Source organism: Micromonospora sp. DT178, from assembly GCF_049841695.1.
Taxonomy (GTDB): Bacteria; Actinomycetota; Actinomycetes; order Mycobacteriales; family Micromonosporaceae; genus Micromonospora.
In genome coordinates this window covers 324,229-338,955 of the sequence record NZ_JBNCKV010000002.1, presented here as the reverse complement: position 1 = coordinate 338,955, position 14,727 = coordinate 324,229, and the positions used below count along the sequence as shown (strand labels likewise).

The window sequence follows — 14,727 nt, the reverse complement described above, 5'->3', positions numbered from 1 at the left end:
GCTTGAAACTGGGAAAGGTGCCGGCCGCAGGCGCGCACGGTCAGCGCGATGCGACAGCGGCGACGTTCTAGAGTAGCGCAGCGTCCCGCCGCCGCCTGCGCCGAGGTCGGCGCGGGGGGGGCGGAACGGGTACGCCGGCGGCGGGCGGCTGCCCACCGCCGGCGCTCCCGACGTCAGATCTTGGCGACCTGGTTGAAGTTCAGCTCCACCGGCGTCTCGCGACCGAAGATCGACACCAGCACCTTGAGCTTCTGCTGGTCGGCGTTGATCTCACTGATCGTCGCCGGCAGCGAGGCGAAGGCGCCGTCGGTGACGGTGACCGAGTCGCCGACCTCGAAGTCGAGGACCTTGATCTCGGGCTTGGCCTTCTTCTGCTCGGTCTCGACGGCCGGCGCCAGCCACTTCAGCACCTCGTCGAGGGAGAGCGGGGCCGGACGGTCGGCCCGGTCCGTCGCGCCGACGAAGCCGGTGACGCCCGGCGTGTTGCGCACGCAGGAGTAGGACTCGGCGGTCAGCTCCATCCGGACCAGGATGTAGCCCGGGAAGACCTTGGCCTGGATCTGCGACCGCTTCCCGTTCTTGACCTCCACCTCTTCCCGGGTCGGCACCTCGACCTGGTAGATGTAGTCCTCCATGTCGAGGCTCGTGATCCGGGTCTCGAGGTTGGTCTTGACCTTGTTCTCGTAGCCGGCGTACGAGTGCACCACGTACCAGTCGCCCGGCGCGTAGCGCAGCTTCTGCCGCAGCTCGGCGACCGGGTCGTAGTCCTCGTCCGGCGCGGGCTCGGTGGTGGGGAACTCCGGCTCGCTGGCGGCCTCGACCGACTCGTCACCAGCCGCCGTCGCCACCGTGGACTGCTCGTCCGTGGTCTCGGCGGTCTCGTCGTACTCAGGCACGCTCGCTCACTTCCGTCACTATCGGCTCAGTCGGCCGGTCAGCTGGGGTTGCCGAAGACCCACAGCACGCCCTTCGCGAAGGCGAAGTCAAGGCCGGCCACGATCGTCAGCATCACCGTGACGAAGGCGACCACCACGGCCGTGTAGGTCAGCAGCTCCTTGCGGGTCGGCCAGATGACCTTACGCAGTTCGGCCACGACCTCGCGGATGAATCGGGCGATGCGGCCGAACAGGCCCACCCGATCGGTTTCCGCCTTGGTCTTCGGTCGGCTGTCCGCCGAATCCGCCTTCGCCCGCGAGCGCGTCGCGGTGCCGCCGCGGGATACCGGCTCCTCGGCGTCGGTGGCGTCGTCGTCGGCCACGTCGTCGACGACCTCGTCGTGCAGACGGTCGTCGCCGGCGTCCTCGCCGCGCCGCTTCTTGTCGGCCACTTCGCCCTCCGTCGCGGGATGTCGGGTCGCACGCTGTCGGGCGTGCGCGGCGCTTGGTCACGCCGGCCGGACCAACCGTCCCGCGACGGGCCGCGGCCGGCGGATCAGCCGGGAGGGCCCGAATGCCTCGGAGCCACCCCGCCGATGCCACCACCACGGGCCGGACGCCGCCGTACGGCGGCGCGACCCACGGGAACGGTCAGGCCTGAGGCGCAGGGGTGACAGGACTTGAACCTGCAGCCTGCGGTTTTGGAGACCGCTGCTCTGCCAATTGAGCTACACCCCTGTGCGGCAATGCTCGCCCTGCCCGGTCATGCACGACCGTGCAGGGGTTACTTGCCCCACGGCGGACCAGTGTACGGGTAGCGGCACCACTTTCCCAACCGGTCTGCCCTTCGCGCGTCGGGAGCCTGGTCAGCGGGCCGTCCGGACGGTCGCCCGAGCCTGCGAGAGCACCTTCTCGCCCCGGCAGACGGCGGTCACGTCGAGCCTGGTCAGCCCGTCCTCGGTGACCTCCCGGACCACGGCCGTGACCTCGATCTCGGTGCCCTCGTCGTCGTCCGGGACGACCACCGGCCGGGTGAAGCGGACGTTGTAGTCGACGATCGCGTCGGGCGCCCCGGCCCACTCCGCCACCGCGCGGCCGACCAGCGCCATGGTGAACATGCCGTGGGCGATCACGCCCGGCAGGCCCACCTTCGTGGCGGTCCGGTCGTTCCAGTGGATCGGGTTGAAGTCCCCCGAGGCGCCGGCGTAGCGGACCAGGTCCGCGCGCGTAACCCGGAACGTCCTGGCTGACAGCTCCATCTCAGCCCTCCCCGCGTACGACGAGCTTCGACCAGACGGTCACGACCGGCTCGCCGGCCGGGGTGGCCACCTCGGTGCGGGTGGTCAGGAAGCCGTGCCCGCCACGGCTGCTGACGTCGTCGATGACGCTGACGCAGACCAGCTCGTCCCCCGCCACCACCGGCCGGGCGTAGGCGAAGCGCTGGTCGCCGTGGACGACGCGGCTGTAGTCGACGCCGAGGGCCGGGTCGTCGATGATCTGCTGGTTGGCCGCCATCGTGAGCACGATGGGGAAGGTCGGCGGGGCGACCACGTCCGGGTGGCCGAGCGCACGGGCGGCCTCCGGGTCGTGGTGGGCCGGATCGGCGGCGCCGATCGCCGTGGCGAACTCGCGGATCTTTTCTCTGCCCACCTGGTAGGGGGCGGTCGGCGGATACGTCCGGCCGACGAAGGACGGGTCCAGGGACATGCCGCGAACCTACACGCAAACGCCGATCGCCGATCCGTACGGTCGGCGGCGGCCGGAGCCGCGCCGTCCCTACGGACCGGCGATCGGGAAGTGCCTGAGGACCGGGCCGGCGGTGCCGGCCGTGGGTCAGCGGGTCTCGCGGTGGACCGTGTGCTTGCCGTCCCGCGGGCAGAACTTCTTCAGCTCGATGCGGTCGGGGTCGTTACGGCGGTTCTTGCGCGTGATGTAGTTGCGCTCCTTGCACTCCACACACGCCAAAGTGATCTTCGGCCGGACATCGGTCGCCTTCGCCACGGCGGAGTGCCTTCCTCGCTACGGGTAACAACTACGGCGCATCAGCCTACGCGCTGACGGCGCGGACATGCAAAGTGGGCGCCAGTGGCGCCCATCCCACCGACCGCCGGGAGCTGGCCCGGTGGACGAGAGTAGCGGTGGCCGGACTTGAACCGGCGACACAGCGATTATGAGCCGCTTGCTCTACCATCTGAGCTACACCGCCGTGGCGGGTCCAGCCGGACCCTCTGAGCCCCCTTACGGAATCGAACCGTAGACCTTCTCCTTACCATGGAGACGCTCTGCCGACTGAGCTAAGGGGGCCTGCGCGATCTCCCCGGGGGGTGACGCGCAGGGGATACATTACACGCCCCTGCGGCGGAGATGAAATCGGATCCCCCACAGGGGCGTCTCCGCAGGTCAGGGCACGGCCCGCAGCCGGGGCAGCTCCCCCGGGGAGATCGTCTCCGGGTCCACCTGGGCGCCGAACCAGGCCTCCAGGCGCTCGTACGGCAGGGGGCGGCTGAACAGGAAGCCCTGGCCGATCTCGCAGCCGATGTCCTGGAGCAGCTCCAGGGTCAGCTCGCTCTCCACGCCCTCGGCCACCACGGCCAGGCCGAACTGCTGGGAGAGCGTGACGACCGCGTTGACGATCGCCAGGTCGCCCGGGTCCGTCGCCATGCCCTGCACGAAGGAGCGGTCGACCTTCACCTCGTGCACCGGCAGGCGGCGCAGGTGGGCCAGGGACGAGTCGCCGGTGCCGAAGTCGTCCACCGACAGCCGTACGCCGAGGTCCCGCAGTCGCCGCAGGGTCGGGATGGGCCGGTCGGTGCCGTCCAGCACCCCGGCCTCCTTGATCTCCAGCGTGAGCAGCTGCGGCGGTACGCCGTACTCGTCGAGCAGCTCCTTGACGCGGGCCGGGAAGTGCTGGTCGGTGAGCGTACGCGCGGAGAGGTTGACCGCGACGGCGAGCGGCTGGCCGGCGTGCGTCCAGTCCCGGCTGCGCCGCAGCCCCTCGCGGAGCACGAACTCGGTGAACCGGCCGAGCTGGCCGGTGTGCTCGGCCACCGCCACGAAGTCCTCCGGGGCGACCGTGCCGTGCGCCGGGTGCGCCCAGCGGGCCAGGCACTCCACGCCGACCAGCCGGCGGTCGCGCAGCGTCACCTTGGGCTGGAAGTAGACCTCCAGCTCGTCGGCGTCCAGCGCGCGGCGCAGGTCGCCGGCGAGGCCGAGCCGCCGCAGCGACCGCGACTCCAGCGTCGGGCTGAACAGCTGCACGCTGCCCGGCACGGACTTGGCCGCCGTCGCCGCCAGGTCCACCCGTTGCAGCAGGGAGACCGCGTCGCTGCCGTGGTCGGGGTACACGGCGACCCCGACCGCCGTGTCCACGTCGAGGGTGAGCGCGTCGAAGACCATCTCGTCGCGGATCTGCTCGCGCAGCTGCGCGGCCAGCTCCATCGCCGCCTCGGCGCTCTCCAGGCGCAGCGTCACCAGGAACTCGTCCCCGCCGGCACGCCCGACCAGGGCCGACGAGGGTACGCAGGAACGCAGCCGGTTCGCGACCTCCACCAGGACCTTGTCGCCGGCGGCGTGCCCGAGCGACTCGTTGACCTGGCGCAACCGGTCGACGTCGAACAGCAGCAGGGCCACCACCTCGCCGGGCGCCCGGATCTTGACGGCCTCCTCCAGAGCGCCCGTGATCCGCCGCCGGTTGGGCAGCCTGGTCAGCGTGTCGTGGCTGGCGTCGTGCCGGAGCCGGTCGACCAGCCGCGAATTCTCCAACGCCACCGCCGCGTGCGCCGCCACCGTCTCGAAGAGAGGCACGTCGGTGCGGACGAAGTAGTTGCTGTCCCCCAGTCGGTTGGCCACCTCCAGCGTCCCGATGACCGCCTGACCGGACCGCAGTGGCAGGACGATCACGTCCTTGACCCGGTGCGTCGAGAGCGGGGCGCGCAGGTCACCGTCGGTCGTCAGTCCGCGGCCGACGGCCACGGTGCGGCCCTCGTCCCGGGCCCGTTCCCGCAGTGCGGCCGGGGTCTTGGCGAAGTCGAGCAGACCGGGGGCGTCGTTGCGCGCGGTCAGCAGCACCTCGGGGTGTCTGCCCTGGGCGGGCAGCCAGAGCGTGGCGTACTCCGCCTGCATGAGCGCCCGCACGCGGCCCAGGAGGGCGTCGGGCAGGGTGCCGTACTCGCCGCTCTCGCTGACCGCGCGGCTCAGCTCGTACATGTCGGTGAGGGTGCGGTGCTGCCGGAAGAACTGCGCGTAGGCCCGGTAGACGAAGGCCAGCGCGACGAGCAGCGCCCCCAACAGCAGCAACGACCACCAGGTGGCCGCGATGAGGATGAGGACGATGATGCCGATGGCGATATTGATCATCGCTGCCAGGAGCCCCGGCATCGACTGTCGGATCGCGCCCCGGCCCGCCTGCCAGCCCTGCAGCAGCGTGTGCACGCCGGCGACCGAGGCCATGCTCAGCAGGTTCACCATGCTGGCCGCGAAGAACAGTTTGAGCCAGGTGGCCGGGCCGACATCCTCGACGGGCGGCAGGGCCTGGAGCACGAGGACGGCCAGGGACGAACCCGCGGCCGCGCGGCCCACGTTGAACCAGAACTTCGTCGGGCCGAAGCGGTGCCTGAGGTGCGACACGGCCGACGCGACCGTGTAGATCATGACAACCGTCAGCGGTTCGACGAGATAGAACGCCAGGACCAGTGGGATCTCGGTCAGCGTCACGCCGAGGGACTGCCGCCGAACGGTGAAGTTCAGTACCGGGATCCCGGCGGCCACCATGGCCACGAGAAGTGGCAGCGCGAGCGACCACCCGCCGAACGGCTGCGGCGCGACCAGGCCGACCACCGTCGTGCAGACGATGGCCACCAGGGCCAACGGTCCGGTGATCAGCCACGCGTATTCAGTCGAGCGGGGGCCGGTGGGGCCACGACCCGCCATCCCGTGCCCCCTTACCGGCCCGCCGGTGTCACGTCATCGAGCGGTGGTCACTCAACGAGGCGCGGGCATGTTCCAGATGATGTCGGCGGTCTGGAAATCTCCGGATCCCTGGAGGTCACCGACCAGGACGCCGCTCGCGAGAACGGCGAGCGCGAAAAGCGAGCCAAGCAGCCGGCCGGGCTTTCGACGAGACATGGTTGCTCCTGCAGGGGAAGTGTCACGGGGATGGTGGAGGTTCCACGATCGTGCCACAAGGCAGGTACCCAGAAAAGCGGTGCGCGTACCGCCGGGCCGAGCGTCGGCGACGTTGCGCCGTTCGGCCCAACGGCCACCCCGACAGAGCCCTGATCACGGGGCTGAGCGGGCACTGTGCACTTCGCACATTGCGGATTGCGACCTTCCACGCAATTCGGGGAAGGTCGGGAGTCCGGGCGCACCCGCCTTCACCGTGGGTGACCTCCTGCCCAGGAGGAGGCCCGACCGGACATCGACCACCATACTCGTTCTGCGCCAGCATGCCACAGCTTCTGCCGGCGGCCCGACAAACCTCGTGCGCGGACGGGACAGGCACCGGCCACCCCGCCCGGCCGAGGGGAGCCAGGGGAACCGGCGGGCACGTGCTGGCGACCGCGTCGCGGGCGTCGTCGCAGACCGCCCCGGTGGCGCCGTCGTGAGCCCATCCCCCCGGGAGCCGAATGCGGTGGTGCTGCTCGGTGGCCCGCCGGTACTGTCCGGGGCCGCCATGGAACCGAGCGGTGAGGTCGAGATGGGCAGCGGCGGCGGAACGACGGTGCTGTGGCGCCCCACGGGACAGCGGGAACTCGACCTCGTTCGCGAGACGGGTTGGCGCAGTTGGCCGGCACTCCCGCCAGACCGAACGCACTTCTCAACGGCTGGGCGCAGCCCGGACTCGGTCAGACGAACGCCAACGGCCCCTCGATCAGCATTCCTGCTGGTCAGGGGGCCGCTGGTGCTTTCGTCGGGTAGAGGATTCAGTGGACCTCGAAGCTGCGGGTGTCGCTGTAGCTGGCCAGGTGGTCGATGTCGGGCGGCATGTGAACCCGGTATTCGTGGGTGCCCTTCGCGGAGGGCTGGATGGCGAACGAGTAGGCGCCGGTCCACGACAACGCCGTGCTGCTCACCATGGACCAGCTTCCGTCCACGTAACGCTCCAGGCGCACCGTCTTGCCCGGGTGGGCCGGGGACACGCTGCCCGACAGGGTGACCGAGCCGCCGAGGGGCACGGACGTCTTCGACAGCGTGGCGGTGACGGTGGTCTTCACCCAGACCGTCGTGAGGCTGCTCTCCGAACCCAGGTCGGCCGTCGAGCCGCGGTACTGCCACTTGTAGTCCAGACCCCATGAGGGCATGTGGCTGTAGCTCGCCTTGCCTGAGCTGTCAGTGGTAACCGTGGTGATCAACGTCCACTGGCTGGTGCCCCTACGCCTGCCGTAGAGCCGCATCGGAGCGTCCGCGACACCCGCACCGGTGTCCGCGCGGACCGCCGCGCCCGACACCGTCACCGCCGACCCGTGCGCGAGCGACGTGACGCTGGCCGCGATCGTGGTCGTGCTGCCGAGCAGGGTCACACTCGGTGCGGCCGACAGCTTGCCGTTGCTGTCCTTGACCCACACCGCGAACGTGTACGTCGTACCCGGCGCCAACCCCGTCGCCGTGGCACTGGTGCCCGTGCCCCCGTACACCGCCGTGCCGGCGGTTGGTGACGACGGCGCCGTCGGGCCCGTGGCACCTCGCACGATCACCTGGTCCAGATCTGTGGTCGACGGCAGCGTCCAGGACAGCGTGGCCGAGCCGACACCACCGGTCGCCTTGAGATTCGACACCATCGGCGGGCCCTCGACGATGAAGCTGTACGTGGTGACCATGGAGGCGGTGCGGTCGGCCGTGAAGCTGCGGACGCTCAGGACATACCTGTCGGCGGCCGGCGGCGTCCAGGTCACCGCCGCGCTGCCATCGGCCTCGGCGGCAACGGTGCCGCTGCCCGCGGCAGACCCGTTGCTGACCCACCATTGGTACGAGGTCGAGCCGGGCATGCGCGGCGTGAAGCTGAAGGTGCCCGGGGCGAGGTGACCGCTGCCGGTCGCTGGGAAGTCGGTCGAGGCGACCCGGGGCCCGTCCGTCACGGTCCAGGTCACGCCGTCCGACTCCGTCTGCACGCCGGCGGCGTTGCGGGCGATGACGGTGACGGCCTTGTAGCCGCTTCTGGTCGGGGTGAAACTGAAGGTGGCGGTGCCGTCGGCGGCCGGCTTGACGACCTGGCTGCTGGCCTCGTCGTAGTGGAGCGTCGCCACGTAGTCGACCACGTTGGCCATCCGGCTGCGGGCCGTGAAGGTCGCCGGCGTGCCCAGGTCGGTGCCGCCGGTGCGGGTCACCGTCGGTGCCGCTCCGTCGACGGAGATCGGTTGCCAGCGCGGATGGGAGAGGGTGCCGTCGGCGCTCCGGCTCTGGATCCGCAGGCCGGCGACGCCGGTCTCGGTGGCCGTCCAGGTCAGGTCGGCGGTGCCGTCCGGCCGGGCCGGAACGGTGATCTTCTCGATCGGCCGCTGCTCCAGGCTCGAGTATTCCGCCCAGTAGACGTACGCCTCGACGTTCGGCATCCGGGGCGCGAGGCGGAGGGCGAGCGACGACCCGATGACCACGCTGCCGCGCGTGTCCCCGGTGATCGTCGGGCCGTTGTCGACGATGAACCGGTAGGCGCGGTCTGCGTGCGCCGTGCCGTCGCGCGTGACGCTGTGCACGTAGAGGGTCTGCCAGCCGCCGCGCGTCGGAGCGATCATGACCGTCGCCTTTCCCGCGGCGTCCGCGGGCACGGTTCCCGATGGTCCGCCCTCGTCGATCCGCCATGCGAACGACGCTGTGCCGGCGACCGTCGCGGTGAACTCGAACGCGCCGGGCACGCCGACGTTGTAGTCGAGGTCCGGAGCCAAGTCCTGGTACGCGGCAGAGAAGACCGACGGTCGGGTCTCCTTGACGTAGAACTCGTAGTGGGCCGGCTCTGACCGGTTGCCAGCCCGGTCGATGGCGTAGACGATGAGCGAGTGGTGGCCGGCAGCTCGCGGGCTCCAGCGGACGGCCGCCGGACCGCCGAGCCCTTCGGCGTTCACCGTGCTCTCCACGGGGTCTTCCGAGAGCTCGGCCGAGCCGAACTGGTAAAGGTAGCTGACGGTGTCGGCGGAGACCGGGGCCAGCGCGAACACGCCGGGGACGCCGATCGCGCCGCTGGCGTTGTCCCAGCTGCCCGCGGGATATTCGGCAGAGGTGACGGTCGGTGCCGGGCCACCGCTGCGGTCGACGGTGAAATGGCACGTGTCGCTCCACGCCGACGCTGCCGCGCCGTCGAGGACCCGCACCCGCCAGGCGTACGTGACGCCGTCGAGCTGCTTCGCATTGTCCTCGAGCTGGACGTAGACCTCGTTGCTCTGCTCGCCGACGGTGCGGAGCCACTGCTGCGGGTGCTCCGGGTCGGCCACGTCCCACACCTGGAAGTCGGCCTCGAGATGGGGGCCCGCACCCGTACGGTCGAAGGTGCCCCGCAGCACGACAGCCTGAGCGGCGTTGAGCCTGACCGGGCTCAGGTACGGCCCCGGTGCGGCAGTGGCGCACGACTGGTTGGCGGTCTTCAGGTCTGTGGGTGCGCCCGCAGCCGCGGTGGCCGGGGCCGCGGTGAGCCCCACGATCGTTCCGCAGCCAAGTGTCGAGGCCATGATCAGCGCCAAGGCACGCCGACGAGCGCGCGGAGCGTTACGCACGTGGTCTCCCCATGATTGACGGGTGGCGATTATCAGCCGCGAAGAGGATCGCATGGCGCCGCGACGGAGGGCGCCCCGGAGCCGTTGCCCGGCCAGCAGCGCAGGAGGTGCGGCACCGGCGACGTCCGGCAGGAATGCCGCTCTCAGCCGCAGATCCCCTTTTTCCGCGCCCCGGCCGCATGAAGGTGAGCGCGGGCGCCGGTCGAGTCCACGGAAACGTCCCAGCTGATACGCAAAGGCTCTGCCGTTCCCTCGTGGCGGGTAGGGGATTCGAACCTCTGTAGCTTTCGCGACGGATCACAGAGAGCGCGGGATCTTAGGCGCCGCATCGCCGGTGACCAGGCGCTTCTTGGCGTAGGAGCCGGGCCTAATGCTCATGCTCCCGCAATGTTCCCGCAGCCGGGAAGCCGGTCCAGCTTAGACTGCGGCCATGGCCTACCTGCCCGACACAAACCGCGTTCCAGTGATCCGCGCGGATTTCAGCGACGATGCGCTCTGGGCCCAGCTTCAGCAGGAGATCTCCAAGGAGACGGAAGAGGGCTTCGGAGCAAACGTCGAGTTTGTCGAGGATCCGAGGCTGGCCGCCTTCGATGTGTCGGCGCTGGTCCGCTCCTTCCCCCGCGCCTACCCCCACGAGTACAACCATCCGGTGGTGTTCGTCGTCGACGCGGTGACCGTCTCATCGCCGGAACATCCCAATCCTCGCCATTGGCCTCAACGAGCGAGACCCGGCAGAGCCGTTCCGGGTCGTGCCCGAAGAGTTGCACTCGATCGAGATCAACCTCTCGCTCTCCAACGTGGACTTTTCCGAGTTCGCGACGGCAGCGCACCGCAGCGACGGTGTCTACCGGCGCTGAGCTCGTCCGCGCACTGACCCCGCCCGGCCTCGACGGCGCCTCGCTGCCAGGCGCGCCGCAACAGCACGACAGGGATACTTCACACTCCGGGAGGCACGCCTCACCGCCACCGGTCACCCAGCGCGTCACCGATGCGGTCATTCACACCCCGTCCGCTCCCCCGTCGAACGGTTGCGGTGGGTGGGGAGCTGCGGCGGTGCCGGCGAGCCGCCGGAATGCAGAATCAACTGTTCCCCGCGCTTGTTCCCGTAACCAGCCACCGAGCGCCGGATCGGGCTGGACTCCGCTGGACTGAACGAGAACGGGCTCGGAATGCTTTTCCGCAGCTCACGGGGCCGTTCGTGCACCTGGGGGCGAGTAGAGGATTCGAACCTCTGCAGTTTTCGCGACGGATTTACAGGGCGCCAACGATCTTGGCCGGGGAAGCAGGCCCTAGCTGGGATTTCTTCCCCGCTGGCGCCGACCTACTCACCGACCCGCCCACCATCTGCCCATGCCCCTCGGCAGCTACCGCCATGGCGTAATCGCCTAGGTTCCGGCGCAGGCATCTGCCACGATCGTCCGCCCCTTACATTCCGCGCATGAAGTCAATCTGGTCCTCGACGTACTGGTCAACGATAGCCGCAACTCCTAAAACCTGCGCTTCGAGGCTCTCGAATTCATCTTCGATTCGAGCAAAGGCGGTGAACATCTTCAGTCGGTCATCCAGGCGCTCAATACGCGCCACACGCGCACGCCAATTCTCAAGGTCTCGCATGGAGAATTTCACCTTGGTCGCCAGCAACTCCTCATCGGAAGCAAGCGCGTTTTCGTCCGTCACGGCCTGGACCACATGAAGGGTATCCGCCACACTACGAGGACGGGCACTCTCCTCCGCGATGAACTTGAGCAGATCATCGATTTGATCGAGGCGGTCGCTCAGGTGCTGAATGAGCGCCTCGCGAACTGCGGGAAGGTCCAGCTTCAATTCACTCCGCAGCGCGTCGGCAATCCTTGGCATCACATCGTAGCCTGCATACAGCTCGCCGGGCTTGAGATACTTCTTCAACACTGCGGGAATAGGGGGCGAAATGGTCACGCCCGATGGCTGCCAGCGTCCGAACAATTCGCACGCAAGGTCGAAGTAGATCAGCACAGACGGCACAAGAGAGCCCGGCCGCAGCTTGTCCCTGTGATATGCCTCGTTCCGATATACATGGAGCTTACGTAACGCGAGGGCTACCGGCTCCTCAACCTTCCCCCTCTTAACCAGAAACTTCGCCTTTTCTTCGAAGAATCTATTCAGCTTATCAAACTGGCGTGGCGACACCCACATAGCTTCAGACTCTGCCAGCAACTCCGCAGTTTCCAGAACTAACGGCCTCGGCCTGCTTTGGCAAAGATCTATTGTGTTCTTGTGCATATCATTGAGCATCGTTAGTCGGTCAATCATCCGACTCATGATGACTTCGGCTGCGTTGTCAAGAAGAAGAAGCGCGAGACGCCGATGCGGTTGCGAGTCCAACTCGATCATCCGCTTTGCTTCCTCAAGCTGGACCACCAGGAGCGCAATCCTTTCCACCCACAGACCTCCCCTCTACCTAGTCCGACCGCGAGTCTCCCTCGAAGCCTTCCTGACCGCAATAGAATTCCGCTGTCCAAAGTGTCATGGTCGACTGGAATGAACTCTCGGGTCACCCACAACCTGATAGCTATCGCTGCGGGTAAAGACCCCAGATGTCCAGCGTGCCCACTACGGCGACACTCGAGTCTTGATCTTCAGCTGCATAGCCGCGCGGTCACGCAGAGCTGATCTCATCCGAGCGCTTCGCCGATCTTGTCGTTGATCATGTCATCTCCCCCGTCAATGCAGTTGGCGTAGACGCGGAGCAGGACGGCGACGCCGTGGCCCAGGCGGCGGGCGACCTCGGTCGGCGGGACGCCGGCATTCAGCCAGAGCGAGGCCGCCGCGTGCCGCAGGTCGTAGGGCCGGCGGACGAGGGGCGAGGCGACCTGCGATTCAGTCAGCGCCTTCTCGCGGGCGAGCTTCCACCACCGGTCGTAGACCGACTCGGAGAGTGGCCCGCCGTGCAGACCCCGGAAGAACCGACCATCCGGACCTACCCCGTGATTCTCGACGTGCGCGCACAGCAGCTCGACAAGCCGGGGCGGAATCGGGACCGTACGGGTCTCGGCCCTCCCCCGGTGTTTGAGTCCGCGCCGCTCGTGGGAGCCGCCGTCATCAGTCCAGTGCGAGCCGGCGCGCGGCGAGGTGCCGGCGAGCACTAGGCGGCCCCAGCGATATTCGATCTTCTCGTGGTCACAGGACCGGGAAGGCTTGACCGCCGCCAGGTCGTCGAAGTCCGCGCCGCAGCCGGCGCACCGGCCCGACAGGTCGCAGTCTTCCCGCCGTAGGTCGGCCGCTTCCGACGGACGCATGCCGGCGTAGTAGAGGCAGCCGAAGAAGGCCGTGACCTTGTCGGCGCGTTTGCCGAGAGATTTCACCGCCTCCAGCAGCGTGGCGACCTGGGCCGGGTTCGCCACCACCCGCCGGTCGATGGACTGGGCGACCTCGGGAGCGGTCCACTGCACCCGGTCGACCGGGTTGGAGTCGATCAGCTCCAGCTCGACGGCATAGCCGAGCACGTTGTAGAAGGTGGCCCGCTTCCGCTGGACGGTGGAGGCAGCCGCGGGCTTGCCGTCGAGGCGTACGCAGAGGCTGTCGAGGACCCGGCGGACCATCACGGGCGAGTCCAGCTCGACTACCGGCAGGGCCCTAATACTCCAGCCGCACCTGGTGGAGTCGGTGTCTTCGCTGGTAGTGGGCTGTTCTGGCGCGATACTGGTGTCGGCGTCGCCATCGTGACCATCGATGGATGTGGTCGAAGGGTCGGTTGGTGGTGATCAGGTGTGCCAGGAGACGGCGGACCTCGCCGAGGCTGAGGGGAATGAGGCTGTCATCGGATTCGGCGCCCCCTTTTTGGCGTGGGCGGCGGTGACGGCGAGGTAGGCGTGGCGCACAGAACGAGAGTTATGTGCCGGTACCAGGCGTCGTACCGGCGCACCTGATAGTGGTCCAGGCCGACTTCGGTTTTGGCGGTCTGGAAGCACTCCTCGACCGCCCACCGGGTCCCGGCGATGCGGATCAGATCCTCGTCGAGCGTCCCGGCTGGGCCGAAGCACAGGTAGTAGGCCAGGTCCGTGGGGTCGGTAATGCTGCGGCGGATCAACAGCCAGTGGCCGTAGCCGTCGCCAACGCCGGGCAGGGAGGCCACGGCCCAGTCGTAGAGCCGTGGCCTTTGGCGCCGTCGCCGCAGCTGCGGCGCTTCCACGCCAGCCTTGGCGCGGCGGCGGCGAGAACGTCCGGGCGGGAGTTGCCCACCGTGGTCGGGACCCGCTGGTTGCGGGGCACGGCCAGGACGTAGCCTATGCGCTGCTGCTGCAACCACGTCCGGAACTTCGAGTCCTGCCCGTAGGCCTCGTCCGCGGTTACCCATCTCGCCGGCAGGCCGGCGGTGATGGCGCGTTCGACCATCCGCAGCCCCAGCGCAGGCTTTGTGGCGAACTCGACGTTCGCGGCGATGCCGGCTTCCTCGCGGCGGGCGGGGGCGTCGCACCAGCTGCGGGGCAAATACAACTCACGGTCGATCAGCGTGCGCCCGGCCGGGCTGGCGTAGGCGAGGAACACCCCGAGTTGGCAATTCTCCGTCCGTCCGGCCGTGCCCGAGTACTGACGCTGCACCCCGGCCGACTTGATCCCCTTCTTCAGGAACCCGGTCTCGTCGACGATCAGCACCCCGTCGTCGTGACCGAGGTGCTCGGTCACGTAGACGAACAGGTCGTCACGAACAGCGTCCGGGTCCCACGCGGACCTGTTGAGCAGCCGTTGCATCCGGTCCGGCGTGGTGTCGCCGGCGGCCTCGGCCAAGGTCCAGCCGTTCTTGCTGGCCAGCGGCGTCAGCAACCCGACCAGATAGGTCAGCGCCTGCCGGCGCGGCTCCGCCCGCCCGAACCGGTGCGCGAACCGCGCCAGCAGATCGTCCAACCCTGCCCGCCAGCCCACGATCTCATCGATCAACATAAGCACGGGAGCCTGCCCGCCCTCCGGCAGACCACAACAGACAGACGGTGCGACCACGCCACCCATACGCCGAATAGGATCGACATCCGCAGCTGCACGGCCGGCATGACTCAGACGCCGATCATGCCCATGAGCTGCTTAAACTTCAGATCAGGCAAGTGCGGCTGGAGTACTAATAGTGCTTTGTTAGGTTGGGACGAGTTGGTGGCAGAGGGGGCAGAACCCGAGCCAGGTCG

Annotated in this window: 11 protein-coding genes, 3 tRNA genes and 1 pseudogene; 1 reads left to right on the top strand and 14 read right to left on the bottom strand. The window is 68.6% G+C overall.

Going from position 1 to position 14,727, the window contains the following annotated elements; all coding sequences use genetic code 11:
* Positions 1-173: 173 nt before the first annotated feature.
* The 11 genes from nusG to ACLQ22_RS05310 all read right to left on the bottom strand — a co-directional run bounded on the left by nusG (position 174) and on the right by ACLQ22_RS05310 (position 9,628).
* Positions 174-896 carry a transcription termination/antitermination protein NusG gene (gene nusG, locus ACLQ22_RS05360; protein ID WP_088998338.1) on the bottom strand — a complete coding sequence of 241 codons (723 nt, stop codon included), beginning with the start codon at positions 894-896 and terminating at the stop codon, positions 174-176.
* Between the two features lie 38 nt (positions 897-934).
* Positions 935-1,327 (bottom strand): preprotein translocase subunit SecE, encoded by a 393-nt coding sequence (gene secE / locus ACLQ22_RS05355; protein ID WP_366639789.1) that lies wholly within the window; start codon positions 1,325-1,327, stop codon positions 935-937.
* A 213-nt stretch (positions 1,328-1,540) separates the two neighbouring features.
* Positions 1,541-1,613: transfer RNA gene (locus ACLQ22_RS05350), tRNA-Trp, on the bottom strand.
* A 128-nt stretch (positions 1,614-1,741) separates the two neighbouring features.
* Positions 1,742-2,134, bottom strand: a complete 393-nt coding sequence (locus ACLQ22_RS05345) for a MaoC/PaaZ C-terminal domain-containing protein (RefSeq protein WP_425691305.1) — start codon at positions 2,132-2,134, stop codon at positions 1,742-1,744.
* A gap of 1 nt (position 2,135) precedes the next feature.
* Entirely contained in the window at positions 2,136-2,582 is a 447-nt protein-coding gene (locus ACLQ22_RS05340; protein ID WP_151453320.1) for a MaoC family dehydratase N-terminal domain-containing protein, read from the bottom strand.
* Positions 2,583-2,708: 126 nt separating this feature from the next.
* The gene (rpmG, locus tag ACLQ22_RS05335) at positions 2,709-2,876 is read right to left on the bottom strand and encodes a 50S ribosomal protein L33 (RefSeq protein WP_013288652.1); all 168 of its coding nucleotides are present in this window, start codon (positions 2,874-2,876) and stop codon (positions 2,709-2,711) included.
* 132 nt (positions 2,877-3,008) lie between these two features.
* Positions 3,009-3,081 (bottom strand) — tRNA-Met (locus tag ACLQ22_RS05330).
* Between the two features lie 25 nt (positions 3,082-3,106).
* Positions 3,107-3,179, bottom strand: a tRNA-Thr gene (locus ACLQ22_RS05325).
* Positions 3,180-3,275: 96 nt separating this feature from the next.
* The gene (locus ACLQ22_RS05320) at positions 3,276-5,804 is read right to left on the bottom strand and encodes a putative bifunctional diguanylate cyclase/phosphodiesterase (protein ID WP_425691304.1); all 2,529 of its coding nucleotides are present in this window, start codon (positions 5,802-5,804) and stop codon (positions 3,276-3,278) included.
* Between the two features lie 51 nt (positions 5,805-5,855).
* Positions 5,856-5,999 (bottom strand): hypothetical protein, encoded by a 144-nt coding sequence (locus ACLQ22_RS05315; RefSeq protein WP_158619077.1) that lies wholly within the window; start codon positions 5,997-5,999, stop codon positions 5,856-5,858.
* Between the two features lie 797 nt (positions 6,000-6,796).
* Positions 6,797-9,628 (bottom strand): hypothetical protein, encoded by a 2,832-nt coding sequence (locus ACLQ22_RS05310; RefSeq protein ID WP_425691303.1) that lies wholly within the window; start codon positions 9,626-9,628, stop codon positions 6,797-6,799.
* 376 nt (positions 9,629-10,004) lie between these two features.
* Between ACLQ22_RS05310 and ACLQ22_RS05305 the strand changes: the two genes are divergently transcribed.
* A complete protein-coding gene (locus ACLQ22_RS05305; protein ID WP_425691302.1) occupies positions 10,005-10,448 on the top strand; it encodes a DUF6924 domain-containing protein in 444 nt (147 codons plus the stop codon).
* Positions 10,449-10,999: 551 nt separating this feature from the next.
* Here ACLQ22_RS05305 and ACLQ22_RS05300 read toward each other — a convergent pair.
* The 3 genes and pseudogenes from ACLQ22_RS05300 to ACLQ22_RS05290 form a co-directional block, all read right to left on the bottom strand.
* Positions 11,000-11,971: a hypothetical protein gene (locus tag ACLQ22_RS05300; protein WP_425691301.1), complete on the bottom strand. Its 972-nt coding sequence runs from the start codon at positions 11,969-11,971 to the stop codon at positions 11,000-11,002.
* A gap of 254 nt (positions 11,972-12,225) precedes the next feature.
* On the bottom strand, positions 12,226-13,152 hold the full coding sequence (locus tag ACLQ22_RS05295; RefSeq protein ID WP_425691300.1) for a tyrosine-type recombinase/integrase: 927 nt from the start codon (positions 13,150-13,152) through the stop codon (positions 12,226-12,228).
* A gap of 162 nt (positions 13,153-13,314) precedes the next feature.
* A pseudogene (locus ACLQ22_RS05290) lies at positions 13,315-14,491 on the bottom strand (IS701 family transposase).
* Positions 14,492-14,727: the final 236 nt, after the last annotated feature.

Bases quoted from the DNA above. Each gene is read 5' to 3' on its own strand.
- ACLQ22_RS05345 (WP_425691305.1), bottom strand. From the start codon at position 2,134: ATGGAGCTGTCAGCCAGGACGTTCCGGGTTACGCGCGCGGACCTGGTC.
- ACLQ22_RS05340 (WP_151453320.1), bottom strand. From the start codon at position 2,582: ATGTCCCTGGACCCGTCCTTCGTCGGCCGGACGTATCCGCCGACCGCC.
- ACLQ22_RS05320 (WP_425691304.1), bottom strand. From the start codon at position 5,804: ATGGCGGGTCGTGGCCCCACCGGCCCCCGCTCGACTGAATACGCGTGG.
- ACLQ22_RS05315 (WP_158619077.1), bottom strand. From the start codon at position 5,999: ATGTCTCGTCGAAAGCCCGGCCGGCTGCTTGGCTCGCTTTTCGCGCTC.
- ACLQ22_RS05310 (WP_425691303.1), bottom strand. From the start codon at position 9,628: ATGCGATCCTCTTCGCGGCTGATAATCGCCACCCGTCAATCATGGGGA.
- ACLQ22_RS05305 (WP_425691302.1), top strand. From the start codon at position 10,005: ATGGCCTACCTGCCCGACACAAACCGCGTTCCAGTGATCCGCGCGGAT.
- ACLQ22_RS05295 (WP_425691300.1), bottom strand. From the start codon at position 13,152: ATGGTCCGCCGGGTCCTCGACAGCCTCTGCGTACGCCTCGACGGCAAG.